The 21,512-nt window shown below is 42.7% G+C and carries 16 protein-coding genes; 3 read left to right on the top strand and 13 right to left on the bottom strand.

Features of this window, described 5'->3' with window-relative positions:
- Nucleotides 1-70: 70 nt before the first annotated feature.
- From QGN29_RS09415 to QGN29_RS09385, 7 genes are all read right to left on the bottom strand, one after another.
- On the bottom strand, nt 71-1,330 hold the full coding sequence (locus tag QGN29_RS09415) for a sensor histidine kinase (RefSeq protein WP_310797601.1): 1,260 nt from the start codon (nt 1,328-1,330) through the stop codon (nt 71-73).
- Complete coding sequence (locus QGN29_RS09410) at nt 1,327-2,031, bottom strand: response regulator transcription factor (RefSeq protein ID WP_310797600.1); 705 nt, start codon at nt 2,029-2,031, stop codon at nt 1,327-1,329. The genes QGN29_RS09415 and QGN29_RS09410 overlap by 4 nt, the downstream gene beginning before the upstream one ends.
- 35 nt (nt 2,032-2,066) lie before the next feature.
- On the bottom strand, nt 2,067-3,191 hold the full coding sequence (locus tag QGN29_RS09405) for a type 1 glutamine amidotransferase domain-containing protein (protein WP_310797599.1): 1,125 nt from the start codon (nt 3,189-3,191) through the stop codon (nt 2,067-2,069).
- 71 nt (nt 3,192-3,262) lie between these two features.
- The gene (locus QGN29_RS09400; protein WP_310797598.1) at nt 3,263-5,740 is read right to left on the bottom strand and encodes an ABC transporter permease; all 2,478 of its coding nucleotides are present in this window, start codon (nt 5,738-5,740) and stop codon (nt 3,263-3,265) included.
- On the bottom strand, nt 5,737-6,402 hold the full coding sequence (locus QGN29_RS09395) for an ABC transporter ATP-binding protein (protein ID WP_310797597.1): 666 nt from the start codon (nt 6,400-6,402) through the stop codon (nt 5,737-5,739). The genes QGN29_RS09400 and QGN29_RS09395 overlap by 4 nt, the downstream gene beginning before the upstream one ends.
- Before the next feature lie 113 nt (nt 6,403-6,515).
- Nucleotides 6,516-7,895 (bottom strand): response regulator, encoded by a 1,380-nt coding sequence (locus QGN29_RS09390; protein ID WP_310797596.1) that lies wholly within the window; start codon nt 7,893-7,895, stop codon nt 6,516-6,518.
- Nucleotides 7,896-7,905: 10 nt separating this feature from the next.
- Nucleotides 7,906-8,454: a heme NO-binding domain-containing protein gene (locus QGN29_RS09385; protein WP_310797595.1), complete on the bottom strand. Its 549-nt coding sequence runs from the start codon at nt 8,452-8,454 to the stop codon at nt 7,906-7,908.
- Nucleotides 8,455-8,653: 199 nt separating this feature from the next.
- On the opposite strand from QGN29_RS09385, the gene QGN29_RS09380 reads away from it, so the two are divergent.
- Both QGN29_RS09380 and QGN29_RS09375 read left to right on the top strand, forming a co-directional pair.
- A complete protein-coding gene (locus QGN29_RS09380; protein WP_310797594.1) occupies nt 8,654-9,058 on the top strand; it encodes a hypothetical protein in 405 nt (134 codons plus the stop codon).
- The gene (locus QGN29_RS09375; protein ID WP_310797593.1) at nt 9,051-10,421 is read left to right on the top strand and encodes a sigma-54-dependent transcriptional regulator; all 1,371 of its coding nucleotides are present in this window, start codon (nt 9,051-9,053) and stop codon (nt 10,419-10,421) included. The genes QGN29_RS09380 and QGN29_RS09375 overlap by 8 nt, the downstream gene beginning before the upstream one ends.
- Nucleotides 10,422-11,077: 656 nt before the next feature.
- Here QGN29_RS09375 and QGN29_RS09370 read toward each other — a convergent pair.
- From QGN29_RS09370 to QGN29_RS09360, 3 genes are all read right to left on the bottom strand, one after another.
- A complete protein-coding gene (locus QGN29_RS09370; RefSeq protein WP_310797592.1) occupies nt 11,078-11,869 on the bottom strand; it encodes a substrate-binding periplasmic protein in 792 nt (263 codons plus the stop codon).
- Nucleotides 11,870-11,929: 60 nt separating this feature from the next.
- A complete protein-coding gene (locus QGN29_RS09365) occupies nt 11,930-12,688 on the bottom strand; it encodes a DUF4886 domain-containing protein (protein WP_310797591.1) in 759 nt (252 codons plus the stop codon).
- A gap of 91 nt (nt 12,689-12,779) precedes the next feature.
- Nucleotides 12,780-15,860, bottom strand: coding sequence for a TonB-dependent receptor (locus tag QGN29_RS09360; RefSeq protein ID WP_310797590.1), 3,081 nt, complete (start codon nt 15,858-15,860; stop codon nt 12,780-12,782).
- Nucleotides 15,861-16,075: 215 nt separating this feature from the next.
- On the opposite strand from QGN29_RS09360, the gene QGN29_RS09355 reads away from it, so the two are divergent.
- A complete protein-coding gene (locus QGN29_RS09355; protein ID WP_310797589.1) occupies nt 16,076-17,146 on the top strand; it encodes a saccharopine dehydrogenase family protein in 1,071 nt (356 codons plus the stop codon).
- 66 nt (nt 17,147-17,212) lie between these two features.
- Here QGN29_RS09355 and chrA read toward each other — a convergent pair whose 3' ends face one another.
- From chrA to QGN29_RS09340, 3 genes are all read right to left on the bottom strand, one after another.
- Nucleotides 17,213-18,388, bottom strand: a complete 1,176-nt coding sequence (gene chrA, locus QGN29_RS09350) for a chromate efflux transporter (protein ID WP_310797588.1) — start codon at nt 18,386-18,388, stop codon at nt 17,213-17,215.
- 53 nt (nt 18,389-18,441) lie between these two features.
- Nucleotides 18,442-20,391, bottom strand: coding sequence for a DEAD/DEAH box helicase (locus QGN29_RS09345; protein ID WP_310797587.1), 1,950 nt, complete (start codon nt 20,389-20,391; stop codon nt 18,442-18,444).
- Nucleotides 20,392-20,601: 210 nt separating this feature from the next.
- A complete protein-coding gene (locus tag QGN29_RS09340) occupies nt 20,602-21,510 on the bottom strand; it encodes a haloalkane dehalogenase (protein ID WP_310797585.1) in 909 nt (302 codons plus the stop codon).
- Nucleotides 21,511-21,512: the final 2 nt, after the last annotated feature.

Here is a 21,512-nt window from a genome sequence, read left to right as displayed (position 1 = left end):
ACTCTGCTAAAAAAAGCTCAACCTAGGCCATACATAGAATCCACTCTTCAGTGTGCTTTGGATGATGATTTTACGATACTTTGGAATTGAACTTCAAAGATATTGCCGTACCTCCCTCAAGATGAGTTATGGAAAGATCAATAGAATGATATTCACACAGTCGTTTTACGATTGAAAGTCCAAGGCCATAGCCACTGCTATGCTCAGACTTTGAATTTGCCTCAAAAAGGGTTGATTTCAACGCCTCAGGAATCCCCCCCGCAGTATCAGAAATGGTCAACTCTCCGTCCTTGAATGTCACATGGACCGCGCCTTCCATTGTATACTGAAATGCATTCCCGAGAATATTTGATAAGAGGATCTCAAGCACACCATTAGCTGCTGCAATCGTTGCTGCATACGGAACAGATACCTCTAATTTTACTGGTTTTCCCTCTAATCTATCCCCATATTGTAGAATTGTTTGTTCAACAATTGGCATGACTTTCTGGTCTACCAGATCCACAGATGACGATTCTCTTGCCATTGAAAGCAATGCCCTGACGGTCAAAGACATATGCACATGAGAAAGCTTAATCCGCTCTAGTAAAGCTTTTTGCTCTTGAGTTGTCTCCTCCTGTGTTTCCAGAATTTCTATGGCGCCAGAGGCCACGGCAAGTGGGGTGCGAAGATCATGACTTACATCTCGTGAAAAATTCTGTTCCCTCTGCACAAAGGCATAAATCCTCTGCATAGAATTTTCTAACTGATGGGCTAATTGACCAATCTCGTTTTTGGGGTACCCTTCTGCAAATGTTTCGGGGGCTCTTGAAGGCTCTAGGCTCGCGACTTCATTGGCCAATTGTGTAATGGGTCTTATGGTTTTCCGCGCCATGCCATAGGCGACCAAGCAAGCGATGACTGTCACAAGTAACGACAAAACACCATAGACGACAAAAAGCCCTTTGCGCATTGGCCTCACTAACAACTGCTGACTGACTTCCGAAACCAGATAGCTGCCATCAGACAGTGTTGCTAGATGATAATGCCGCCCTTCTTGACCGTAAAATTCACTCCTATCAGGTTCTTCTTTCATCAGTCGTTCGAGATTATCTGGGAGACTTGCTGCTGTTTCATAGCGTTTCATCGACTTACTTTCAGGCTGTTTCCAGCTGCCAGCATTACTGTAATGGCTCTCTAATACTTGGGCTTCCTTGTTTAAATTTCTGCTAAGAAAGGCATCCTCAACAACAAATAGGAAAATGAAATTCATGAAAATGAAGACGCCAGATGTCACCAAGGCAATCATGCAAACTTTTAGAATAAACTCAGGCTGGATAGATTTTTTCATGAGTTTTTCCTTTTATTTTTTTCACTTATATCAAGGGCGAAACCAACCCCGTGCACAGTTTTTATGATCGGGGTAGAAAACGGCTTATCAAGAGCAGTACGCAACTGATAAATATGGGATCTCAAGGCATCTGATTCCGTGGGATCGTCACTCCAAATTTTCTGAATAATTTCTGATCGACTGACTGTTTTTGGATGGGCTGCAATCAGCAAATCCATAATATCGTAACCAATTTTTTTAAGAGTGATCTCTTTCCCTTCCCGCCATATTTTTTGCGCACTTCTATCAATCTTCAAGTCACCCAAGTCTAAGACATGATCAATATTGAGTAAATGTCGCCTTGATAAAGCAATACATCTGACCTCCAGCTCGCCAAGTGAAAAAGGTTTGGTTAAATAATCATCCGCGCCAGCATGGAATCCTGAGATTTTCTCATCAGCTGTATCTCGGGCTGTAAGCATTAAGATCGGCACCTGACGCGTACTTTTTCTTCGAATAGTGTCACAGACTGTAAATCCATCCATCTTTGGCAACATAACGTCTAAAAGCACCACGTCATAAGGATGAGCAAGGGCCATCTCTAACCCCTGCTCTCCGTTAATAGCGAAATCCAGAACATGACCCTTAGGCTCAAAGTAATCCGCGATATTGAGCGCGATATTCTCTTCATCCTCTACGACGAGAATATGAAGTTTGGTCATGTCTCTCTTTCCTTTCTGTTGTGTATCTTTACGACTTATTTTGCTAAACTATCAAGAAAGGCCTGGGCCTCTTTAAAATCAGGTTTTTTAACAAGAATTGCTTGAGCAACTTCACTCGCCTCCTGAGTTCTACCCAACTTATTCAATGTTTGAGCGACCTGCAACCTTAGACGGTGATGATTTGACATTTCTGTCTTCACATTCATAAGGTCTACTGCCAAAGACTGATCTTCCTTAGTCTCAGCTGTCATGGAGAAGTAAAATCCATATGTGGAAATTAAAGCACCATTATACGCTTCTTTATTCTCAAGATAAGGCGCTGTTGCTTTAATACCTTGTGAGAAGACAGCCTGAACCATATCAAGTGTCCGTTCGTCTTTTTCCACCGTGCGCGCCACAGGCGTCAATCCCATAGAACGAACAACTTCTTCTGCCACTTTGGGGGTCGAAGCAGGGTTCTGTCCTGTAATAAGACGACCGTCTGTTGCAACATGGCTCAACATCATCGGCGAAGATTGGAAAACACCGCCGCGTGCTTGAAGCTCATCCTCTAGCATGAATTCAAAGTCTTTCATCCATTTTTTACCAAACATTTTCTCTTCAAGGTTCGTAAAGCCATTCACTTTTTTGCCAGCGACAAGATAGCTGCCATCTTCAAGTTTCACGTTCACAAGTGCTGCTGGCCCATGACAGACAGCGCTCACGGTGCCGCCACTGCTGTATACTTTTGAAATAATCGACTGCAAGTGTTGATTATCGTGGAAATCAAACATAGCGCCCTTACCACCTACAACAAAAACACCGCCATACTCGGCTGCATTAATTTCTGAAAGCGGAATGGTATCTGTGAGCTTTGCCATTACTTCGCCATCAGAAAGAATTTTAGCAATTATCAAGTCCTTAGGGTCATAACGATCAGCCACAGGCTCACCGCCTTTTGGGCTCGCAATGTCGACGCTCAGTCCATTCGCTTTAAATATTAGATAGGCATGACTGAATTCCTCAAACTCATAACCAGGTGCCGTCTTACCTTCATCCTGACCATTACTGCTGATCACCATCAATACTTTTTTTGCTTCTTCTGCAATTGCCGCTCCCGCTGTCATGAAAAGGGTCATAACGGAGACAATGGCTGTTATCATTTTCTTTTTTAAAGTCATTTTTATTTCCTTTACTATCGTGACTCGTTGATGAGTTCTTATTCTCACACCCGATGTGAAATGGATGTGAATTAGGTTTCATTTAAAATTTGTCGGATGGAAATATTCATCGCGGCTCTGGTAAAGTAGACCCCAAGCAAAGTAACCGCGATGAGAACCACAGCCATAACAGCCGCATAGAGCACAAAGTTAGGTTCATAGGCTAAGGCAAATTGATCTTCATAAATCAAAACACCCATCCCCCATGTTCCGATAACAGCTCCAAAAGAGGCGATTGAAGCAGTGAGTACCCATTCATAAATTGTCATCTTCAAACAAGTAGCTTTTGTCATTCCCATACTAAGAATTAAGCCATTTCTTTTTTTATCTTCAGATTCAAAGCCAGAGACCGATGCAATAATCACCAAGACAGCTAAGAGCAGAATGACCAAACTAAAGCCGCTAGTTGCCTTTGAGACAAGATCAAAAGTTGCATCAAGCCTTTCTGTCAGTTCTCTTAAAGTGACCACGTGTAAGTTTGGTGTTCTTGAAAGGAATGCCCCCATCTTTGACCACCCTTCATCTGACAATTCTGCGCCGCCCATATAATGCGTATCAGCATCAATATACTGCCGGGCCATCAAGGGCATTTGAAACCAAAATGTTACAGAGCTACCCCCTGACTTAAAGGCATGAGAAGAAACAATCTTGAATTCTTCCCTTTTACCATTAATGGACAAAGTTAAACGGTCTCCAAAAGAAAGGCCAAAATCAGTCATCACTTCAGCCTCAACCGAAACTTGACGCCATTCTTTATCTTCTGGCTGCCACCATTGACCATCTATCTGACGATTATTAGCAGGCACGTGCTCTGACCAACTCAATCGTATTGGGCGTTTCAATCGTGCAAGTGTATCGCTTGGCTGGGTTGCAAAATCGTCTAAAGACTGACCGTTCACCCGTATAACTGAGGCATGTAGGAAGGGCTGTAATCCAAGTATTTCACTCTTTGTATTCTGTGCCCATTTCTGAAAATCACTGAGATCTTTATGCGCAAGATCACTGATCACAAGGTTGCCATTACTGGTGCGTACTTGACTATTCATAGAGGATTTCAAATCTTGCATCAGACCAAGAGAAATCAATAAAAGAGTTAAAGACAAGCCTAAACCAATCACTTGCGTAGCCTTCACAAAGAGACGCTGCTTTAACAGGAAAAGAACAAATGATAAGAGGCCTGGCCGCTTTTTTCCCCATATATTGCCTAGTGTGAAGACACACCAAGTAAAGAAAAGCAACAAGAGCAGGATAGCAACCATTGATCCTATGATCATCGCTGTCAACAACCAGTTATCGGAATAGAGCACAGCAAGAACAGTCAGAGAAATACCATTCCATACAAGTTTTGATAAAATATCAGCTGGTGTTTGCTCCTCTCTAATCAGGCTGAGAATAGATGCTTTTGACAGTTGAATGAACATAGGGACCTGCATGAAAAGAAACATCAATGCCAGTAGCCCCATAGTTTTAAAGACTGCGCCATAAGCAATTGTAGCCTCGATGCCTTCAAAATGGTTTGTCAGTTCACCCTGAACTAAGCTGTGAATGAGCAAAGCCGCCAGGAAAGCCGGTAGGAGAGTCACTATGAAAGTTAAACTCCACTCTGCTAAGGCCATGGATAGCCCCTTCGTACCAGAAAGCCCCATACTTTTATAAAGCGATAATCGATACTGTGTGGCCTCTAGTTTAGGTTTACTGGCTAGATTAATTGCGATAGAGGCCATAAAGAAAAGAAGAACAAAGGTCAGGCCAAAGAAATTTTCTACTCTTTTCCAATAAGCTTTGAGCGGGTGGCTACCGTTATGGCGGTCAGTAATTACCAAATCATTGTCCTGCTGTTTTGCCCAAGTTGTAATCTGTTCTCCTTGGAGAGGTGACGCCGCAAGCAAATACCGATAGACAGATTTTTCATTCAAAAATTGAGCGAAATTCAAGGACTGCTGATTAATAATCGCCCGCACCTCTACCGAGTGACCTTCCATAAGCCGGTCTGGCTCATGCTCGAGAATGGCTGAAACTGTTAGGGCTTTATCTCCGATATGAACTATTTCACCCTTTACAAGTCCAAGGCGCGAAGACAATCTGCCATCAATCCAAATCTCTCCGACATCAGGGGCTTGTTTCATGCTGCGAATGGGACCTCCAAGACGATCACTGACTCTAACATCGCCTTGAACAGGGTAGCCATCATCCACAAGCTTAAGGGCTGTTCTTTGCCATTTTCCATCATGGGCTAAAGAAACGACGACCTGGATAGTTTCTGAATATCGCTGTGAGTGGTTTTTCAAAAATTCTTGATCGGCCGAAGAGAGGAAACGATTACTCCCCACTACAACATCTGCCCCCAAGAGGTTTTCCAAATTTTTCTCTAAATATATCTGAATACTTGATGTTGTTAGGGTGAGTATTAAAAGGATTGTTGCTAAAATTCCCTGTGTCCATAAAACGACCTTTTGGTCTTTGGTTCCCAGAGATTGCTTAAAATTATTCCATGCAAAAGATCGTATCATGCCGCGCACTCCAAACGGTTGTTCACGAGTTCAAATTGAATGGAGGCTTTTTCCGCTAACTGTCTTGAATGGGTTACAAGTACTAAACCACAACCGGTCTCTTCAGCGCAGTCTAACATGAGATCAGAAATACTGGCCGCAGTACTTACATCCAAATTTCCAGTAGGCTCATCAGCAAAGATATAATCAGGTTCGCTGATGAAAGCGCGTGCGATAGCAATTCTTTGCTGTTCTCCGCCACTCAGTTGAGACGGCTTATGGCCAGCACGATCAGAAAGGCCAATAAAAGAAAGCCATTCTGCAGCTTCTTCAAAAGCACTATCCATCCCCTTCAATCGCATGGGAAGGGCTAGGTTATTGAGTGCATCCATCTCAGGTAATAGATGGAATTGTTGAAAGATGAACCCAATATTTTGTCTGTAGTCTTCAGCACTAACTTTCTCTTTATCTTTGACAAAAGTCACTGTGCCTAGTTTAGGTTCCTCTAACCCAGCTGCGAGAGAGAGAAGACTAGACTTCCCTGCCCCAGAAGATCCGACTATAGAGGTAACCTCTTTTCTGTTTAACGTCAGGTTTAAATCATCAAACAAATGAATAGTCTGGTCACCACTTTCAAAATAGTGCCCAACATTACTCAAATCTATATATGTATTCCTTGTCATCTAACTCTCCTTTTTTTAAAGAATAGAAAACAAGATGTGAAATAGATGTGAACGAGGAATTTCAGGCGCAAAAAAGAAAGATTCTTCCTCGTTTGTTCGATACAGATTGAGGACTAGCGCACTAAGATATCCATCAAGCCCTTATAGATATCTTCATGTTTAACTGGCTTGCGAATAAGCCCTGTCATCCCATTTTGATGGAAACGCTGCTTCTCCTCTTCCATCCCATAGGCAGTAAAAGCAATCACAGGTGTTTCAGAATTCTTATTCTTTACATCTTTCTTTATAGAGTTTGTCACAGTCACACCGTCCACATCTGGCAAGCCAATATCCATAAAGATGGCATCAAAATTTTCTTCTCGCGACGCATGAAAGGCTTCTTTTCCTGTACTTGCCACGCGTACAGCTATCCCCATGTTTTCCAACATCATTTTGACAATCATTTGGTTAGAAATAACATCTTCTACAATTAATACTTTAGGGGTGAAACTTAACAAATCGCCAAAGGGCTGCATTTCAAAAGAAGGGATTTCTTGTATCGCTGCCGCATCAGAAACACGTTCCGCAGGAATACGCAACCAAAATTGAGACCCAAGGCCTGGATAGCTTCTCACCCCAACAGACCCCTGCATTAAGGTTGCTAATTGCTTACAGATAGAAAGCCCAAGACCTGATCCTTGAACTTTAACAGGGTCTACTTTTTCTGACTGAGTGAAGGCGTTAAAAATGATATCCTTCTCATCTTGAGAAAGACCAACACCAAAATCTTTGACCGCTAAATATAGAAGGCTGCCTCCTTGTTTCTGCTTCATGACTTTTGCTAAGACCTCAATTGCTTCAGAGTCTGCATATTTGACAGCGTTCGAAATGAAGTTATTAAGAATTTGACGAATTCTACCGGGGTCTCCTTTGAAAATATCACCGTTCTGTCCTTCATATTTCACATCAAATTTAATTGCATGCTCTGAACATTGAGGCGCCCAAAATTGTTGTAGAGATGTGAGCAATTCTTGAAGCGAGAAACACTCTTCATCCAGTGTAAATGATGCTTCTTCAAATTTTGAAAAGTCCAAAATATCTGTAAGTAGAACATTCAAAGTCTCGCCGTTTTTCATTGCAAGGGTGACAAGTTCCTGTGCTTTGAGCGGTAGCTCTTCATAAGACAGAACGTCTAAGCTACCGATGATGCCATTCAGCGGCGTTCTTATTTCATGACTGATGGCTGCTACAAATCGTGATTTCAATCGACTGGCCTCTTCTGCCTGCTCTTTTGCCTCTTTTAACTCAGCCTGCAGCTCTATGAGTTCTCTGATTTTATCTTGTAAATCTAGAGTTCTACTATCAACGGTCTCTTCTAGTGAGTCTCTCATTTCAACAAGCTCTTGGTTTTTCTGATATAAAGCGCGGCTTTTATCCGTTAACAATTGTTCTGCTTGTTTTCGTGCGAGCCGCTCGCGTGTAGCCCGCTTTTCTAATCTTATCGTTTGGTCCATATTTCCAGTCCTATCGCTGCTCTAGAATAAATCGCGTATGATATTGAGTATCTTGCATCTCAATATCGTCACGTTGGATGGCTATTTCTTCATGATAATAAGCCATGCAGCCCCGCAGTAACCCCTCGGCCAAGTCAGCAAAAGGCCTTTGGGATTGATAGTCAAAAATGAGAACTTTCTCGCTTTCTTGTTCGAATTCAAAGGTTGGTAATTCAGCCTCGGGATATAGTTTTTTCACTTCAATATGAATATGATTTTCAATCGTTTTCAAAAACTCAAAAGAGCCGGAGATTCCCTCGAAAAACTCGGGATAAAGACATTGAAATCGGCCAAAAAGATGGTGGCCAAAGGTTTTAATTAAATCTTGTGTAGAAATAGAGGTTCGCTCACTAAGTGTGTTAACCAACTTTAACATCTCAGAATAATCGTAGCGTCCTATCGAAGTATACACCCCTTGACTTTTTAAGTCGCTACAATCCTCGATTACATCATCATACAATTCCGGAGAATATGTCTCTTCGATATATTCTTGGAATTCGGTAAACACTATACCTAACATCGCTTACTCCTTACACTCTGAACGATGGTACCAAGCGAAATCATTACTTTTTACTTTACACTTGGTCTTTTGACTTCCTTTCTTCATATACATCTGATATGTCAAAAATACAACTTTATAAATAAATATTAAAACTCTAAATTGTTGTATTATTTAAAATATAAGGTTAACGAGCGCAATGTAATGAGTGGAAGATCGCGTGAAAAAAATGAAAATACCATCTATGAATGAAGTGATTGAGACTGAACCAGTGCTCGATCTTTATACATTTCAACAGCTTCTTTTTCCCTTGGACGAAGAAAGTCAAAAGGTCATCATCAATCAAATCAAATTGGATTTATGCAGCATTTTAAATGACATTATAGAAGCTTCTGAAGATGATAATCCTCAGATACTTCATGCCATATTCCACAGGGCAAAAACCATTAGCGGCACTTTTGGATTTCAACGCCTTTATAAAAAAACTGAGCAACTGTGTGACGGCTTCACTCAAGATAAGATGAAGCAAACAAAAGACCTTCACAAATGGCTGAATGACAATATCTATCTCGCTTTGAGTGAATTGAAACAAGTGGAAATTAAAGATGAAAAACCAGATGATTAATATATTAATTGTAGAAGACACTCTCTCTATGTCTTTACTTTATAGCCAGCATTTAAAATCCGCGGGCTATAAAGCAGACACCGTAGCAACACTATCTGAAGCAAGAGAAAAGCTATCAACGACTTCTTATGATCTCATGTTATTAGACCTAAACTTACCTGACGGGAATGGTTTGGACTTCCTTGAGGGCAACCTCGGGACGCCTCATGAAATTCCAGCCATTGTTATAACCGCAGATGCAAGCATTAATAAGGCAATCCAAGCTATGAAGCTTGGCGCTTTAGACTATCTTGTCAAACCGTTCGCAGATAATCGTATGCTCATGACTGTGTCTCATACATTAGAGCGCATTCAACTCCGAGATCACCTAGAAGAAATAAGGACAGATTCTCAGTTGGCCAATTTCCAAGGATTCATCGGGTCTAGCCGTGTGATGCAAAAGGTCTATCGCACGATTGAAAATGTTGCTCCCTCAAAAGCAACTGTTATCATTCTTGGAAGTTCCGGCACTGGTAAAGAAGTTTGCGCAGAAGCAATTCATAAATCCAGCCCCCGCGCTCGAAAACCATTCGTCCCTGTAAACTGCGCCGCTATTCCTAAAGACCTTCTTGAATCTGAACTATTCGGGCACTTAAAGGGCTCTTTCACTGGAGCCATCAGTGATCGCCAAGGAGCTGCGAAAGAAGCCAATGGCGGTACTTTATTTTTAGACGAATTGTGTGAATTAGATCTGAACCTACAATCAAAACTCTTACGATTTCTGCAAACATCAGAAATTCAATCTGTCGGTACCAGCCGAACAGAAAGAGTTGATGTGCGCGTCATATGTGCAACCAATAGAGATCCTATTAAAGAGGTCCGTGAAGGCCGTTTCAGGGAGGATCTCTATTTCCGGTTAAATGTTGTGCCCATCCACTTACCCAACCTAAAAGACCGTGAGAAAGACATTCAAGAAATTTCTGAACATTTTCTCAAGAAATATAGCATTGAAGAAAATAAAAGCTTCACAGGATTTGATGCGAAGGCCAAAGCTTTTCTTGCCTCTTATTCATGGCCCGGAAATGTGCGGGAATTGCAAAACACAATTCGCAATATCGCTGTCTTGCATACAGGTAAACTCGTAACTCCTTCTATGTTTCCTTCCATGACAGGCGACGACATCTTTAAAGAAGAAAAAACAGAAATGCCAGAGGAAGTGAAGGGTCATGATAATGGCCATTTAAGGCCCCTCACAGACATAGAAAAAGAAGTGATTGAAGAACGTATCAGGGTTTGCAGCGGGTCAATTCCTTTAGCAGCAAAGACACTAGGCATCAGCCCTTCTACAATATATAGGAAAAAAGAAGAATGGCAGAAATTGTAAATCGCCTCATGCACTAGCCCTAACCTTAATCGTATTTATGACCTTAAACTAGCATATGAAACTCTAAGACACTTTGATCTCCTACTCATTCAGGGGATCAAATCTACGCGCGTAAAATCTAAGAACGAAGCAGCCAAAAAAGCATTTTGTAAAACATTGGCATGAGCATTGCTCTTATACCAGAGGGAGCGTTGAGTATTGAGGAGTAATGATTATGTATTTCAGACCAGTGGGCAATGTCACGCCCTTAACTTCCATAGAAGAAATATTACAAAATTACCATACAAAACAATATGTTGAGAAGTCTTTAGCGCCGCTAAAATCACCGAACACAGGCGCAGAGATTCTGACATATAATAGTTCAAGGAGCTCCTGTTATTTTGCAAACAAAAATGCAAAATGCAAAATGTTGCTCGCGCATTCTGGACGCGGAAAAATACTAAGTTCGCTTAAGCAAAAAGCCATACTCTTGAATTTGCCTGAGCGGTAAACAGGGAATTGCCTGAACCGTAATCAGGGAATTAACAGTCAGATAAAACGAAACTCAGTTATATATAAGGTCTATCTACTATATGACCTGCCTAACATTAGGTCGAAACATGCTATTAAAGAGAGATGGACGCAGGAGAAAGAGTACCTTATCAGAGCAGACCTGCTTAATTGACCCCATATTTCTTAACAATGGCTTCAAAAGTTCCATCTGCTTTAATCTCATCAAGGGTTTCTTGAGCTTGCTTAATAAGATAATCAGGAGTTGATTTTGAAAAGGCAAGGTAGCCATCAAATTCTGTAACAACCACCTCTGTATTGTTCACAAGGTCTTTAACCTTCATTTTTTCAAAATAAGCTGCGCTCGCACTTGAGGGCATAATCACGCCTTTGTTTTGCATGACCAGGCTTATGCACTGCGTATATTTTGATACCATGATTAAATTATTAAAATTCAGCTTTTTAAGCAAATCATGCTGTGCATTCCCCCGAACCACACAAACACCTTTTACCTTCTTCGCATCATCCATAGTTTCAATCAAAGATGGTTTCTGTGCTGAATCGTGGAAATATGTTTTATAATGCTGCAGGGGGCCTACCCACTTATATTTGGACTCTCTAGCCGGTGTTCTCAGCACGTTAAAGAGTGCATAGCCAGGTTGTTTTTCAAGAGTGCGGATTGCGCGTGTGAAAGCGATATTGGTGAGAGGCTTTTTATGGCCTAATCGTTTCTTCAATTCTTGAATAATTTCCACGTCAATGGCGCGACGCCCACTTTTTTCTTGTCCCCGCAGGATGCCATCAATATAGGAGGCAGACCGTTGATCTACAGAATGGGTAACAAAAGAAATATCATGAATATCTTTTACCTCAATCGCTACATCTTGCGTGTGAACTATATGCGCAAAAAAGGTGCACATGCTTAAGCATGTAAAAAGCTTTATTTGAATAGACTTCATAGAATCCAATTACATTTATAATAATTTTACTCATTCCCCGCGAAGACTATAACAGATGTGTTAATGCTTGGAAACTATTTCCCAAGCAACTTTTTGTAGGGTTCTCGCTACGTCTTCTGAAAGCCCTGCAGAATAGGCATTGCCTTCAGGACTAGCCCCGTAAAAGCTTGCGTAAAAAACACAGGCCGCAAGATAGGTACCTGCTAAGCTAGGATGCTTTATCGCTTTTTTATAAACCAATTCACCGTTCTCAGTGCCGTTAAAGTCCCTCACATAAAGATCAATTTCAGAATAATCTCTCTGAATTTTTTCAAAAGCGAGGCCAACCGGAACGAGACGCACGCCCTCTGCATCGGCAACTTTTTTATATGCTTCGTATAACCCTTTGGTCATCTCAGGGCTATTTTTATAGGCCCAGGTCATGAAAAGCACTGGTTGTGCCCCGTGATCCCTTACAACTGAGATCAACTCTTTTGATAATTTAGAAAAGTTAGATTTCTCCTCTGCCAAGAGAGGGGTTCTACTGTGCGCTTGCAAAACAACATAGTCCCATTTCTTTCTGCTCGTCGATAGAATAGGTTCTACAAGATGAACTTGTTCTCTAAACCGTCCTGCAGAGAGTGTCAGCAAACGAAAACGGTCTTTCCTGACTTGCCACTGATTATTTCCCCGGACTAAATTAGCTGTATGATTATGCAGGCCGTTATTAAAGTAGCTAAAACTATTGCCCACAAACAAGATACGTTTTGCCTCATCGTTTGCAAAACTCTGTATGCTAAAGCCCACAGTTAATACAAGTATTAAAAGTCTAATCGTCATATTTTTAAGTCTCTAATTCTATGGAATTTGCACCCATACCCTTCGTGGTAAAAGAGAGCCAGCTCCCAAAGGAACTAGCTCTCCACTCAATTTAGAAGGATAAACGCGCTCCTAATCTAAAGGAACGACCATTGAAAGTAGCAAAGTCTGAATAGATCGGTGCAGTGCCACGTGTTTCGAATGTTGTTGGCTTGGTTCCGCCATCTAAGATATCATTCGCAGAGAAATAAACAGTTGTTCTAACCCCTGCAAGGTCAAGACGTCGCTCTAAGCTAAAGTCCAAGAACCCACGACCTTGCTGATATTGACTCATACCGAATAATTCAATCTCTTCGAGCTGGCGACCTCCGTAGCGATATCCTACTGTCACTTCCCATTTATCATCTTGATAAAACAGAGCTGCATTATAAAGCACATTAGGTGAGTTAAAGAATTGGAATTCATCATAAAGGACTTCACCTTCTTGAGCATCCCCTAACAACACAAGAGCATCATCCGCTTCAAGTACACCAAGAGGCACGGTTGTCTTTGTATCTTGAATGGTTAAATTTCCTGCAAAGCCAACATTTTCCCAAAATCCACCAAGCCAATCAAAGGTATGATAAATCCCAAGTTCAATTCCATAGACTTCAGCTTTGCGGCCGTTATCAGGAATGTTAATCGATACATCCCCAACGCCAGAAGCAATTAAAGAATTAATTCCGCCTAACTGTTCAAGAACTGCAAGGCCTTCATCCGTAAACGGGCCTGCTTGAATCGCAGTCGCAGCATCAAAGGATACATTTGTATCAACATCCGTTAACGTAAAAGTATTGAAAATGAAATTATCAATCCGCTTGTAATAGGCGGCAACAGAAATTGCATTCTCGCTATCGATATAATATTCCCATGATAGATCAAAGTTATGAGAATAGCCATTCTTCAAAGTGGGGTTGCCCAAGTTATAATTAATAGAAACATCCACCACATCTGCTGCCGTCGCATTTGCAAGCTGAACGCCGTCCGCCAATTCGATGTTAAAAGACCCATCAACTTCTGCAGCCAGAAGATCAAAGGTCGGCCTTGCAAGGGCAGTTGTATAAGCAAAGCGTACTTTCATATCGTCACGAAGATTATAGATGAAGGCGATCCGAGGAAGATATTCAGTATTCTCTTCTGTGGTTTCATTATAGGAAACACTTGTATCAACAAGGGATAGGCTGTCGCCTTGTCCATTCCCATCATCAAAGAAGACGAGCGAGGACAAGTCAGTTGGCGCCCGGAAAGAAGCCTTATATTTCTCCACTCGTAGACCACCAATGATATCCAATTTATCGAAAGTCATTTTCCCTTGTAAATAGGCCGTATAATATTCTTCTGTTGATGTTATTTCCGTCTCAACAGGCGCATCTCCTGATGCAAAATACCCATTTCGGAAGTTCTGACGCAGTGCACGCATTGCATCGCCGTTCCATAGTGGAATACCGTAAAAACCGACAGAATCAAATGGATTGCCAATATCGTCAAAACTTCTGAGAGATCCATCGACTATGCCGTAATCACCGAGATCCGCATTATTATCACCGCTTGGATCATAGCCCACATAATTTCCGTCTTCGCTGATACTTTCATCTTGCAGTGCAATCACAGCGCGGTAATCTCGATATTTGGATTTTTCATATTGTAGACCGAACTTTATGTTCTGCATGAAATCATGATTATCAAAGTCATAGGTTGTATCAAAACGAGCGGTCCAACGCTTATTTTCTAGCGAATCTTCCAACTCTTCATCAAAGTCATTCATCTCACCGCAACCACCGTCATCACAGAAAGGGTCTAATGCTTCTTGAAAAGCAGCTAGATTGACAGGCACAGGCATGATGAAAGGGCTATTTGAGAAGTCAAAAGGTGCATAGGTATTGATATTCTCAGCGCTGTTATCACTTAAGCCAGACGGGGTATCTTCGAGTTCATGTGTGAAATCCATGGACATAATCGGCTGATTTTCAAAGGCGCGCGAGTAGCCAACAATATAATCAAAGGTCCAGTTATTTTTTATCGTCTGACCCTTAGCAAAATATCGTTCTCTTATTTCAACAGAATCCTGCACTTCCCCCTCAAAAGTAATTTCAGGGTCAGGGTATGTGGCAACCTGATAGATCCCATTGCTATCCATAAGAATATCACCATTATCCACATCCATTTCAAGATTGGAATATGTATCAATCGTGTCTTCTTTTGTCCGTCGTCCGCCCAGAGTAAAAGTTGTGCTATCCGATAATTTAAAGTCAATCATCCCCGACAAAGTAAGATTATCTCTTTCAATATTATTGTCTTCGTAATTCACTTGCTCCACATTGAAATTCTCAATAGGTATAAACCCAGTTGGGACACGCTCTAAAGGATCTTCATCAATGAAGGTTAAAGAAGTGCCATTCTTACCTGTAAGGGTCGTTGCCACATTCAATTCCGGCACATTCGTCGCTGGATTAATATAAAGAGTATTAATGTAACTGCGGCGCCAAGAAGCAGAAAAATTCACCGCTACCCAGTCTGCCAATTTCTTGTTAAATCCACCAGAAAAACGAGAGCCCGTGCGATCGTCAAAGGTATTTTGAGCCCCAGAAGCGCTCAGATAAAAGCGATCCCGTCTTTTTAGCGGGCTTCTTGAAATAATGTTAATAACACCGCCTAATCCTTCAGACGCATGCTCTGGCAGAGGGGCTTTGATAACCTCAATACCACTAATGTTTGAGGACGTAACAATGTCTAGAGCCGTTCGGCGATATCGGTCCGCTGTTCCAGACCGAATACCATCGTATGTAACTGTATTATAGGCAGCATCCAATCCACGAATAGAGACAAACTCCCCTTGCCCAGTATCATTCTCACGTTGGAAAGAAATCCCTGGAAGACGAGCTAATGATTCTGCAACATTAGGATCTGGCAGACGGTCAGCAGCATCCGCAGAGAGCACATCAATAATGGCATCTGCATTCTGTTTATCACGAATGGAGTTAACAACCGATCCACGTTTCCCCGTAACGACAATCTCTTCGATATCTTTTTCATCGTCCTGTTCATCGTCTTGAGCAAGGCCTGGCATTGACAAGCATGCGATTAATGACACGCCCATCAAATAAGATTTGCGGCGACGTGCCATGAAAATATTCTCTTTTAAGTAATCCTGCATAAGTACCTCCCGAATGCTGCGGAACATTAAGTATCTAGATTTATTTACCCTTAATAAGAGTATGGTCGTAATCTTCTTTCTAGACAATAGATATTTAGTGTACTTTCATAATCTTTTTTTTGCACACTAATCTTTAGTTATGAGGGTCTCACCAGAAATTCAATTGAATTAAAATCTTGGGAGCTTAAGATAATCTCAACGATAAGGGGATGAAGATGACTGATCATCAATGGATGATTTACGGCGCTTATGGTTATAGCGCCCAATTAATCATAGAACTTGCTGTCAACAAAGGTTTAAGACCGATCGTTGCAGGCAGAAATCAAGAAAAAACACAGGCAATTGCCGAGAAGTTCAATCTTGAATCTCGAGCATTTGATCTAACTAATCATACTGTCATCAAAGAAAACCTCACGGGTGTGAGCACTGTCATTCACTGCGCAGGTCCTTTCTCCGCTACCAGCGCCCCAATGATAGAAGGATGTTTGCTGGCAAAAACAAATTATTTTGATATCACCGGTGAAATCAGCGTCTTTGAGCATGCCCATAGTAAAGAGATCAATGACAGAGCCATTGCTGCAGACATCACCATCTGCCCAGGCATTGGCTTTGACGTCATTCCCACAGATTGTATCGCTAAAACTTTGTCAGAAGCCATGCCAGATGCAACCCATTTAGAAATGGCTTTTGCATCAAAAGCAAGTCTGAGCCCTGGCACTGCCAAAACTTCTATTGAAGGTCTTGCCAAAGGCACTTTGGAGCGCATTAATGGCCGTATACAATCAGTAAAGGCAAAAGTAAAAACGGTCCCGATGAGCACTGGCCCTCAAAAGGTATTGCAAATGTCATGGGGGGATGTCTCTACTGCCTATTACACCACTGGCATTCCAAATATCGCTCTCTACATAGGTCTGCCTGAAAAGCAGATCAACGCAGCAGGGAAAGCAGCGTGGTTTCGCTGGCTCTTTAAAATGACGTTTGTTCAAAACTATCTAAAGAAAAAAGTTGAGGCATCCGTGAAAGGACCCGACAAAACTGCTCGTGATGCCAGCTCCACTCATTTATGGGGCAAAGCATCCAATGCGAAAGGCCAAACAATAGAAGCTCACTTAACCACAGCGAATGGATATACACTCACCCAAATAGCCCCTGTGATGATTATAGAACATCTCTGCGGTGCCTCTCTTGCCAAAGGCAGTCAAACACCAGCCCTCCTCTTTGGGAAAAACTTTGTGAGCACACTTGATGGCTGTAGCGAAATAACACTTACTTCAAAAGACACCTAAACAATGAGGGGCACAAAGGCCTGTCATAAAAAACGGCCCATGTGAGAAACTCTGCAAATACTTTAATCAAAGAAAAAGATAACCTGTTAAGGCTGTCCCCAAAACAACAATCCACGGGGATAGCTTAAATTGGGTGAGTAAAGCGAGAGCGATAAGGGCCATAATTGCATGAAGTACGGTAAGCAGGCCTGTTGTCGCCACAGGTGTTACAAGAGCCGCCAAGAGCAAACCAACCACAGATGCATTCACTCCTTTCAAAGCATGTCTCACCGCTGGATTGACACGTAGTCGATCCCAATAGGGTAAAAACCCAAGAACAAGTAAAAACCCTGGTAAAAAAATTGCTACAGAAGCAAACAGCGCTCCTTGCCAACCACTCAGCCCCATACCTGTAACGGTCCCAAGATAAGTTGCGAATGTGAATAACGGGCCCGGTATCGCTTGAGCTAAGCCATAGCCTGCAAGAAAAACATCCTTTGATATCCATCCTGAATCCACAGTTTCATATTGCAGAAGCGGAAGAACAACATGGCCGCCGCCAAAGACGAGGGCACCAGATCGAAAGAAGCTATCAAATTGTTGAATGAGATCTGAGCCTTTAAACTGAGTGACGAAAGGGAGCCCAACCAATAAAAAGAAGAAAACCCCAATAAAGAAAAAGCCCTTCCTTGAAGACGGCTGAGGAAATTTCAACCCGCCATCTTTTTCTTCATTAGGTCTTGTATAGATCAAAAAGCTTAGAATTCCGCTGAAAACCAAGACAATAAACTGGGCATAGTAAAGTCCTGAAACCAGAAGGAAGAGCGCAGATAAAATAGCAATAGTTCGGGTAACCCCATCCGTACATAACCCTTTAGCCATCCCCCAAACAGCTTGAGCAACGATGGCAACAGCCACAATTTTCAAACCTTGAAGCAAGCCTGCGTCTATCTGCCCTTCGGTAGAGACAATGCCATAGCCAAAGGCCATCATGATTGCCATTGAAGGCAGGGTAAAACCCAGAAATGCAGCAAAGGCACCAAGGTATCCCCCTTTATTGTAGCCGATGGCGAACCCAACTTGACTAGAAGCTGGGCCCGGCAAAAATTGGCAAAGCGCAACAAGGTCAGCATAATCTTCTTCAGAAAACCATCCACGATTTTCAACAAATTCAGTACGAAAATACCCAAGATGCGCGACAGGCCCCCCAAAGGAAGTGAGCCCCAACCTGAGAAAAATTGTAAATATCGTGAAGACAGACATACCCTCTCCTGACGCTTTACCCTTAGTTTTAAGATCCCTCTAAGAAGAGGAGATTATCTGCGTTTCAGTTTAGCATTCGCGCCTTTGCTAACGCGTTTTTTGAGAGGACGGCCTTCCCCCTTAGTGTTGGTAGGACGTCGTTCGCTCTGATCCCGGCGTGCTGGCCTGTCATCACTGCGATCCCGGCGTGCTGGTCTGTCGTCACTACGTTCCCGGCGTGCTGGTCTGTCGTCACTACGTTCCCGGCGGGCTGGTCTGTCATCACTGCGATCCCGGCGTGCTGGTCTGTCGTCACTGCGATCCCGGCGTGCTGGTCTGTCATCACTGCGATCCCGGCGTGCAGGTCTGCTGTCGTCGCTGCGATCCCGGCGGGCTGGTCTATCGTCGTTATAGTCACGTCGAGATCTACTCTCAGACTTACCGCGACGAGCAGGTCTTTCCTCATCATTGTCACGGCGTTTTTTAGAAGGGCGGCGATCATCATATTGACCCCGAGCATCAGGATCTTTAGGTCCTTTGCGGCGCGTGTCAGAAGAGCGACCCTTCACAAACTTTGATCCATCTTTTTCGCGCTCAGACCTTGATTTAGATTGTCTTTCAGAAGGCATTCCTTCTTCAGCCGCTTTGCGTTCCCCCCATGATTTACGTGACTTTTTATCATCGGATCTATCATTTGGCTTTTTGAAGAATTCTTTTCTATCTTCTTGCTCTCTTAGATCTGGACGCTTCCCTTTTGATTTGCGCGCTTCGAACCCACTCTTGTTGTGAGAGACTTTACCACCCCGAGCTGATCCGCTGCGTGAAGCTCCGCTGCGACCACGACCTCGGCCGCCTTTACCACGTCTGCGGCTATCTTCTTCAATTTCGGATTCGTCTGGCTCTTCGCCGCTTGCAATTGGAATTCTTATTTTCATCAAGCGCTCAATGTCTCTTAAGAGAGGCACTTCATTTGGGCTACAGAAGGCAACTGCATCCCCTTCTCTTCCTGCTCTTGCAGTTCGTCCAATTCTATGCACATAGTTGTCAGACTGTTCTGGCAAGTCATAGTTATAAACATGGCTCACAGATGGGATATCAATACCCCGAGCGGCAACATCCGTCGCAACGAGAATATTCACTTCTCCAGCTTTAAACTTTTTGATCGCACGATCACGCTCTCTCTGACGCTTGTCACCGTGAATGCCTTCAGCTTTAAACCCACATTCTCTCAAATGTTTAACAATCTTATCAACATTAATCTTTGTTCTAACGAAGACTAACGAAATATCATCAGGATTCTCATTAAAGCATTTCTTAAGAAGGGTTGTCTTACCGCGCTGATTTAAAAAGTGAACGCTTTGACGGACTTTATCAGCCGCTTTTCCTGGTGCTGACACTTGCAGTCTTTCAGGATTTGTTAAATAAGCTTTGGATAATTCCGCCATTTGCTTAGGCATGGTCGCAGAAAAGAGGAGCGTTTGGCGCTCAGGATTTAAGAGCTCAGCAATTTCTTTGAGCGGCTCAATAAAACCGAGATCCAACATTTGATCCGCTTCATCCAAAACTAGATTATGACATTGATCAAGTTCAATAGCCCGGCGCGAAACAAGGTCCAAGAGGCGCCCTGGTGTGGCCACAAGGATATCAATCCCTTTCTCAAGCTTTCGCTTTTGAACATGGATCGGCTGTCCGCCAACGACACAGAGGACTTTAAGGGGTGTGTATCGGGTGTAGTTATAAAGGTTTTCAGCAATCTGGCTAGCCAGCTCACGTGTTGGAGATAAAATCAACGCTTTAACTGTCTTTGGCGCCGGCTGTCCGCCTTCTTCTAAAAGTCTATGAATGATGGGTAAGGCAAAAGCAGCCGTTTTACCGGTCCCTGTTTGCGCTAGACCCATAACATCACGCCCATTCATAATGAGCGGAATACCCCGCGCCTGAATGGGAGTTGGTGTATCAATGCCTAGGGCATCAAGGTTTTTGATAATACGTTTGTCCAAGCCAAGGACTGAGAATTCAGACATGCTGATCTCCTTTATGCGAATTCCTGCGCTGTACTCTATATCTTTTGTCAGCCAGCGGTATGTTTCTGTCTACCTTCTTCGCGAACAGAAACTCATACAATCGCATAAAGGTACTACATGCGCTCTATTCCTAGCGCACTGATTAATGCCGCACCTTATGTGCGGTGCAACAATAAATGTCAAGCTCTTTATCCATTTATGATAAATGCCTTAAAAACAACGATACCAAGACACCATCATTTCTACGAGAGCGGGTCCACAATCTTCCTGAATAAAATGCCCCCCTTTTTCCATGATCTTATGAGGCTGTCCCTGACAACCAGGAACCATTTTCATAATAAACTGATCCGCGCCTTTTGTGACAGGATCACTATCGCCGAACAAACATAGCCAGGGGTTGGTGAAAGTTTGCAACACTTCCCATGCTTTTTGATTATTTTCAGATTCAGGGTTATCCAAACTTGTCGGGACTAATGTAGGAAATTGACGGGCACCTGCCTTATGCGCTTCCTCTGCATAGGGTGCATCATAAGCATAAACCTCTGCCTCGGTCAAAGTCGAAACAGTGGCCCCCTGAATGATTTTTCCTGTTGGGAATTCAGGCACAGACTGAGAAAATGACTGCCACTTCAAAAAGGCCTCTGACGGCTCATCTGCCCCAGTGGGCAAGAAAGTATTACTTGTCACCACAGAGGCGAATAGATGAGGCGTTGCAGCGACCAATCGCAGACCAATCAATCCGCCCCAATCTTGGCAAAAAAGATTGATGCTGGTTAAGCCAAGTCTATCAACAAAGTCTGTCATCCACTCAATATGCCGCGCATATGTATAATAGTCTCTCTCTAGTATTTTATCAGACTTGCCAAACCCGATCAGATCAGGTGCAATGACGCGGTACCCTGCCTGTACTAATAATGGGATCATTTTTCGGTAGAGAAAAGACCAACTAGGTTCACCGTGCAATAGGAGAACCAAAGGATGATCAGCTCGGCCTTCATCTACATAATGCATCCGCATATCACTGCCACTGTCCCGGTCTTTTATAGCCACAAAATTGGGACTAAAAGGATAATCTGGAATAGTTGTAAATTGCTCTTCACTGCTTTGTATTAATTCCATCT

It is taken from the genome of Temperatibacter marinus (genome assembly GCF_031598375.1).
GTDB classification, from domain to species: domain Bacteria; phylum Pseudomonadota; class Alphaproteobacteria; order Sphingomonadales; family Kordiimonadaceae; genus Temperatibacter; species Temperatibacter marinus.
Note: the sequence above shows the minus strand (reverse complement) of the source record. Positions and strands in the feature narration are given on the sequence as shown.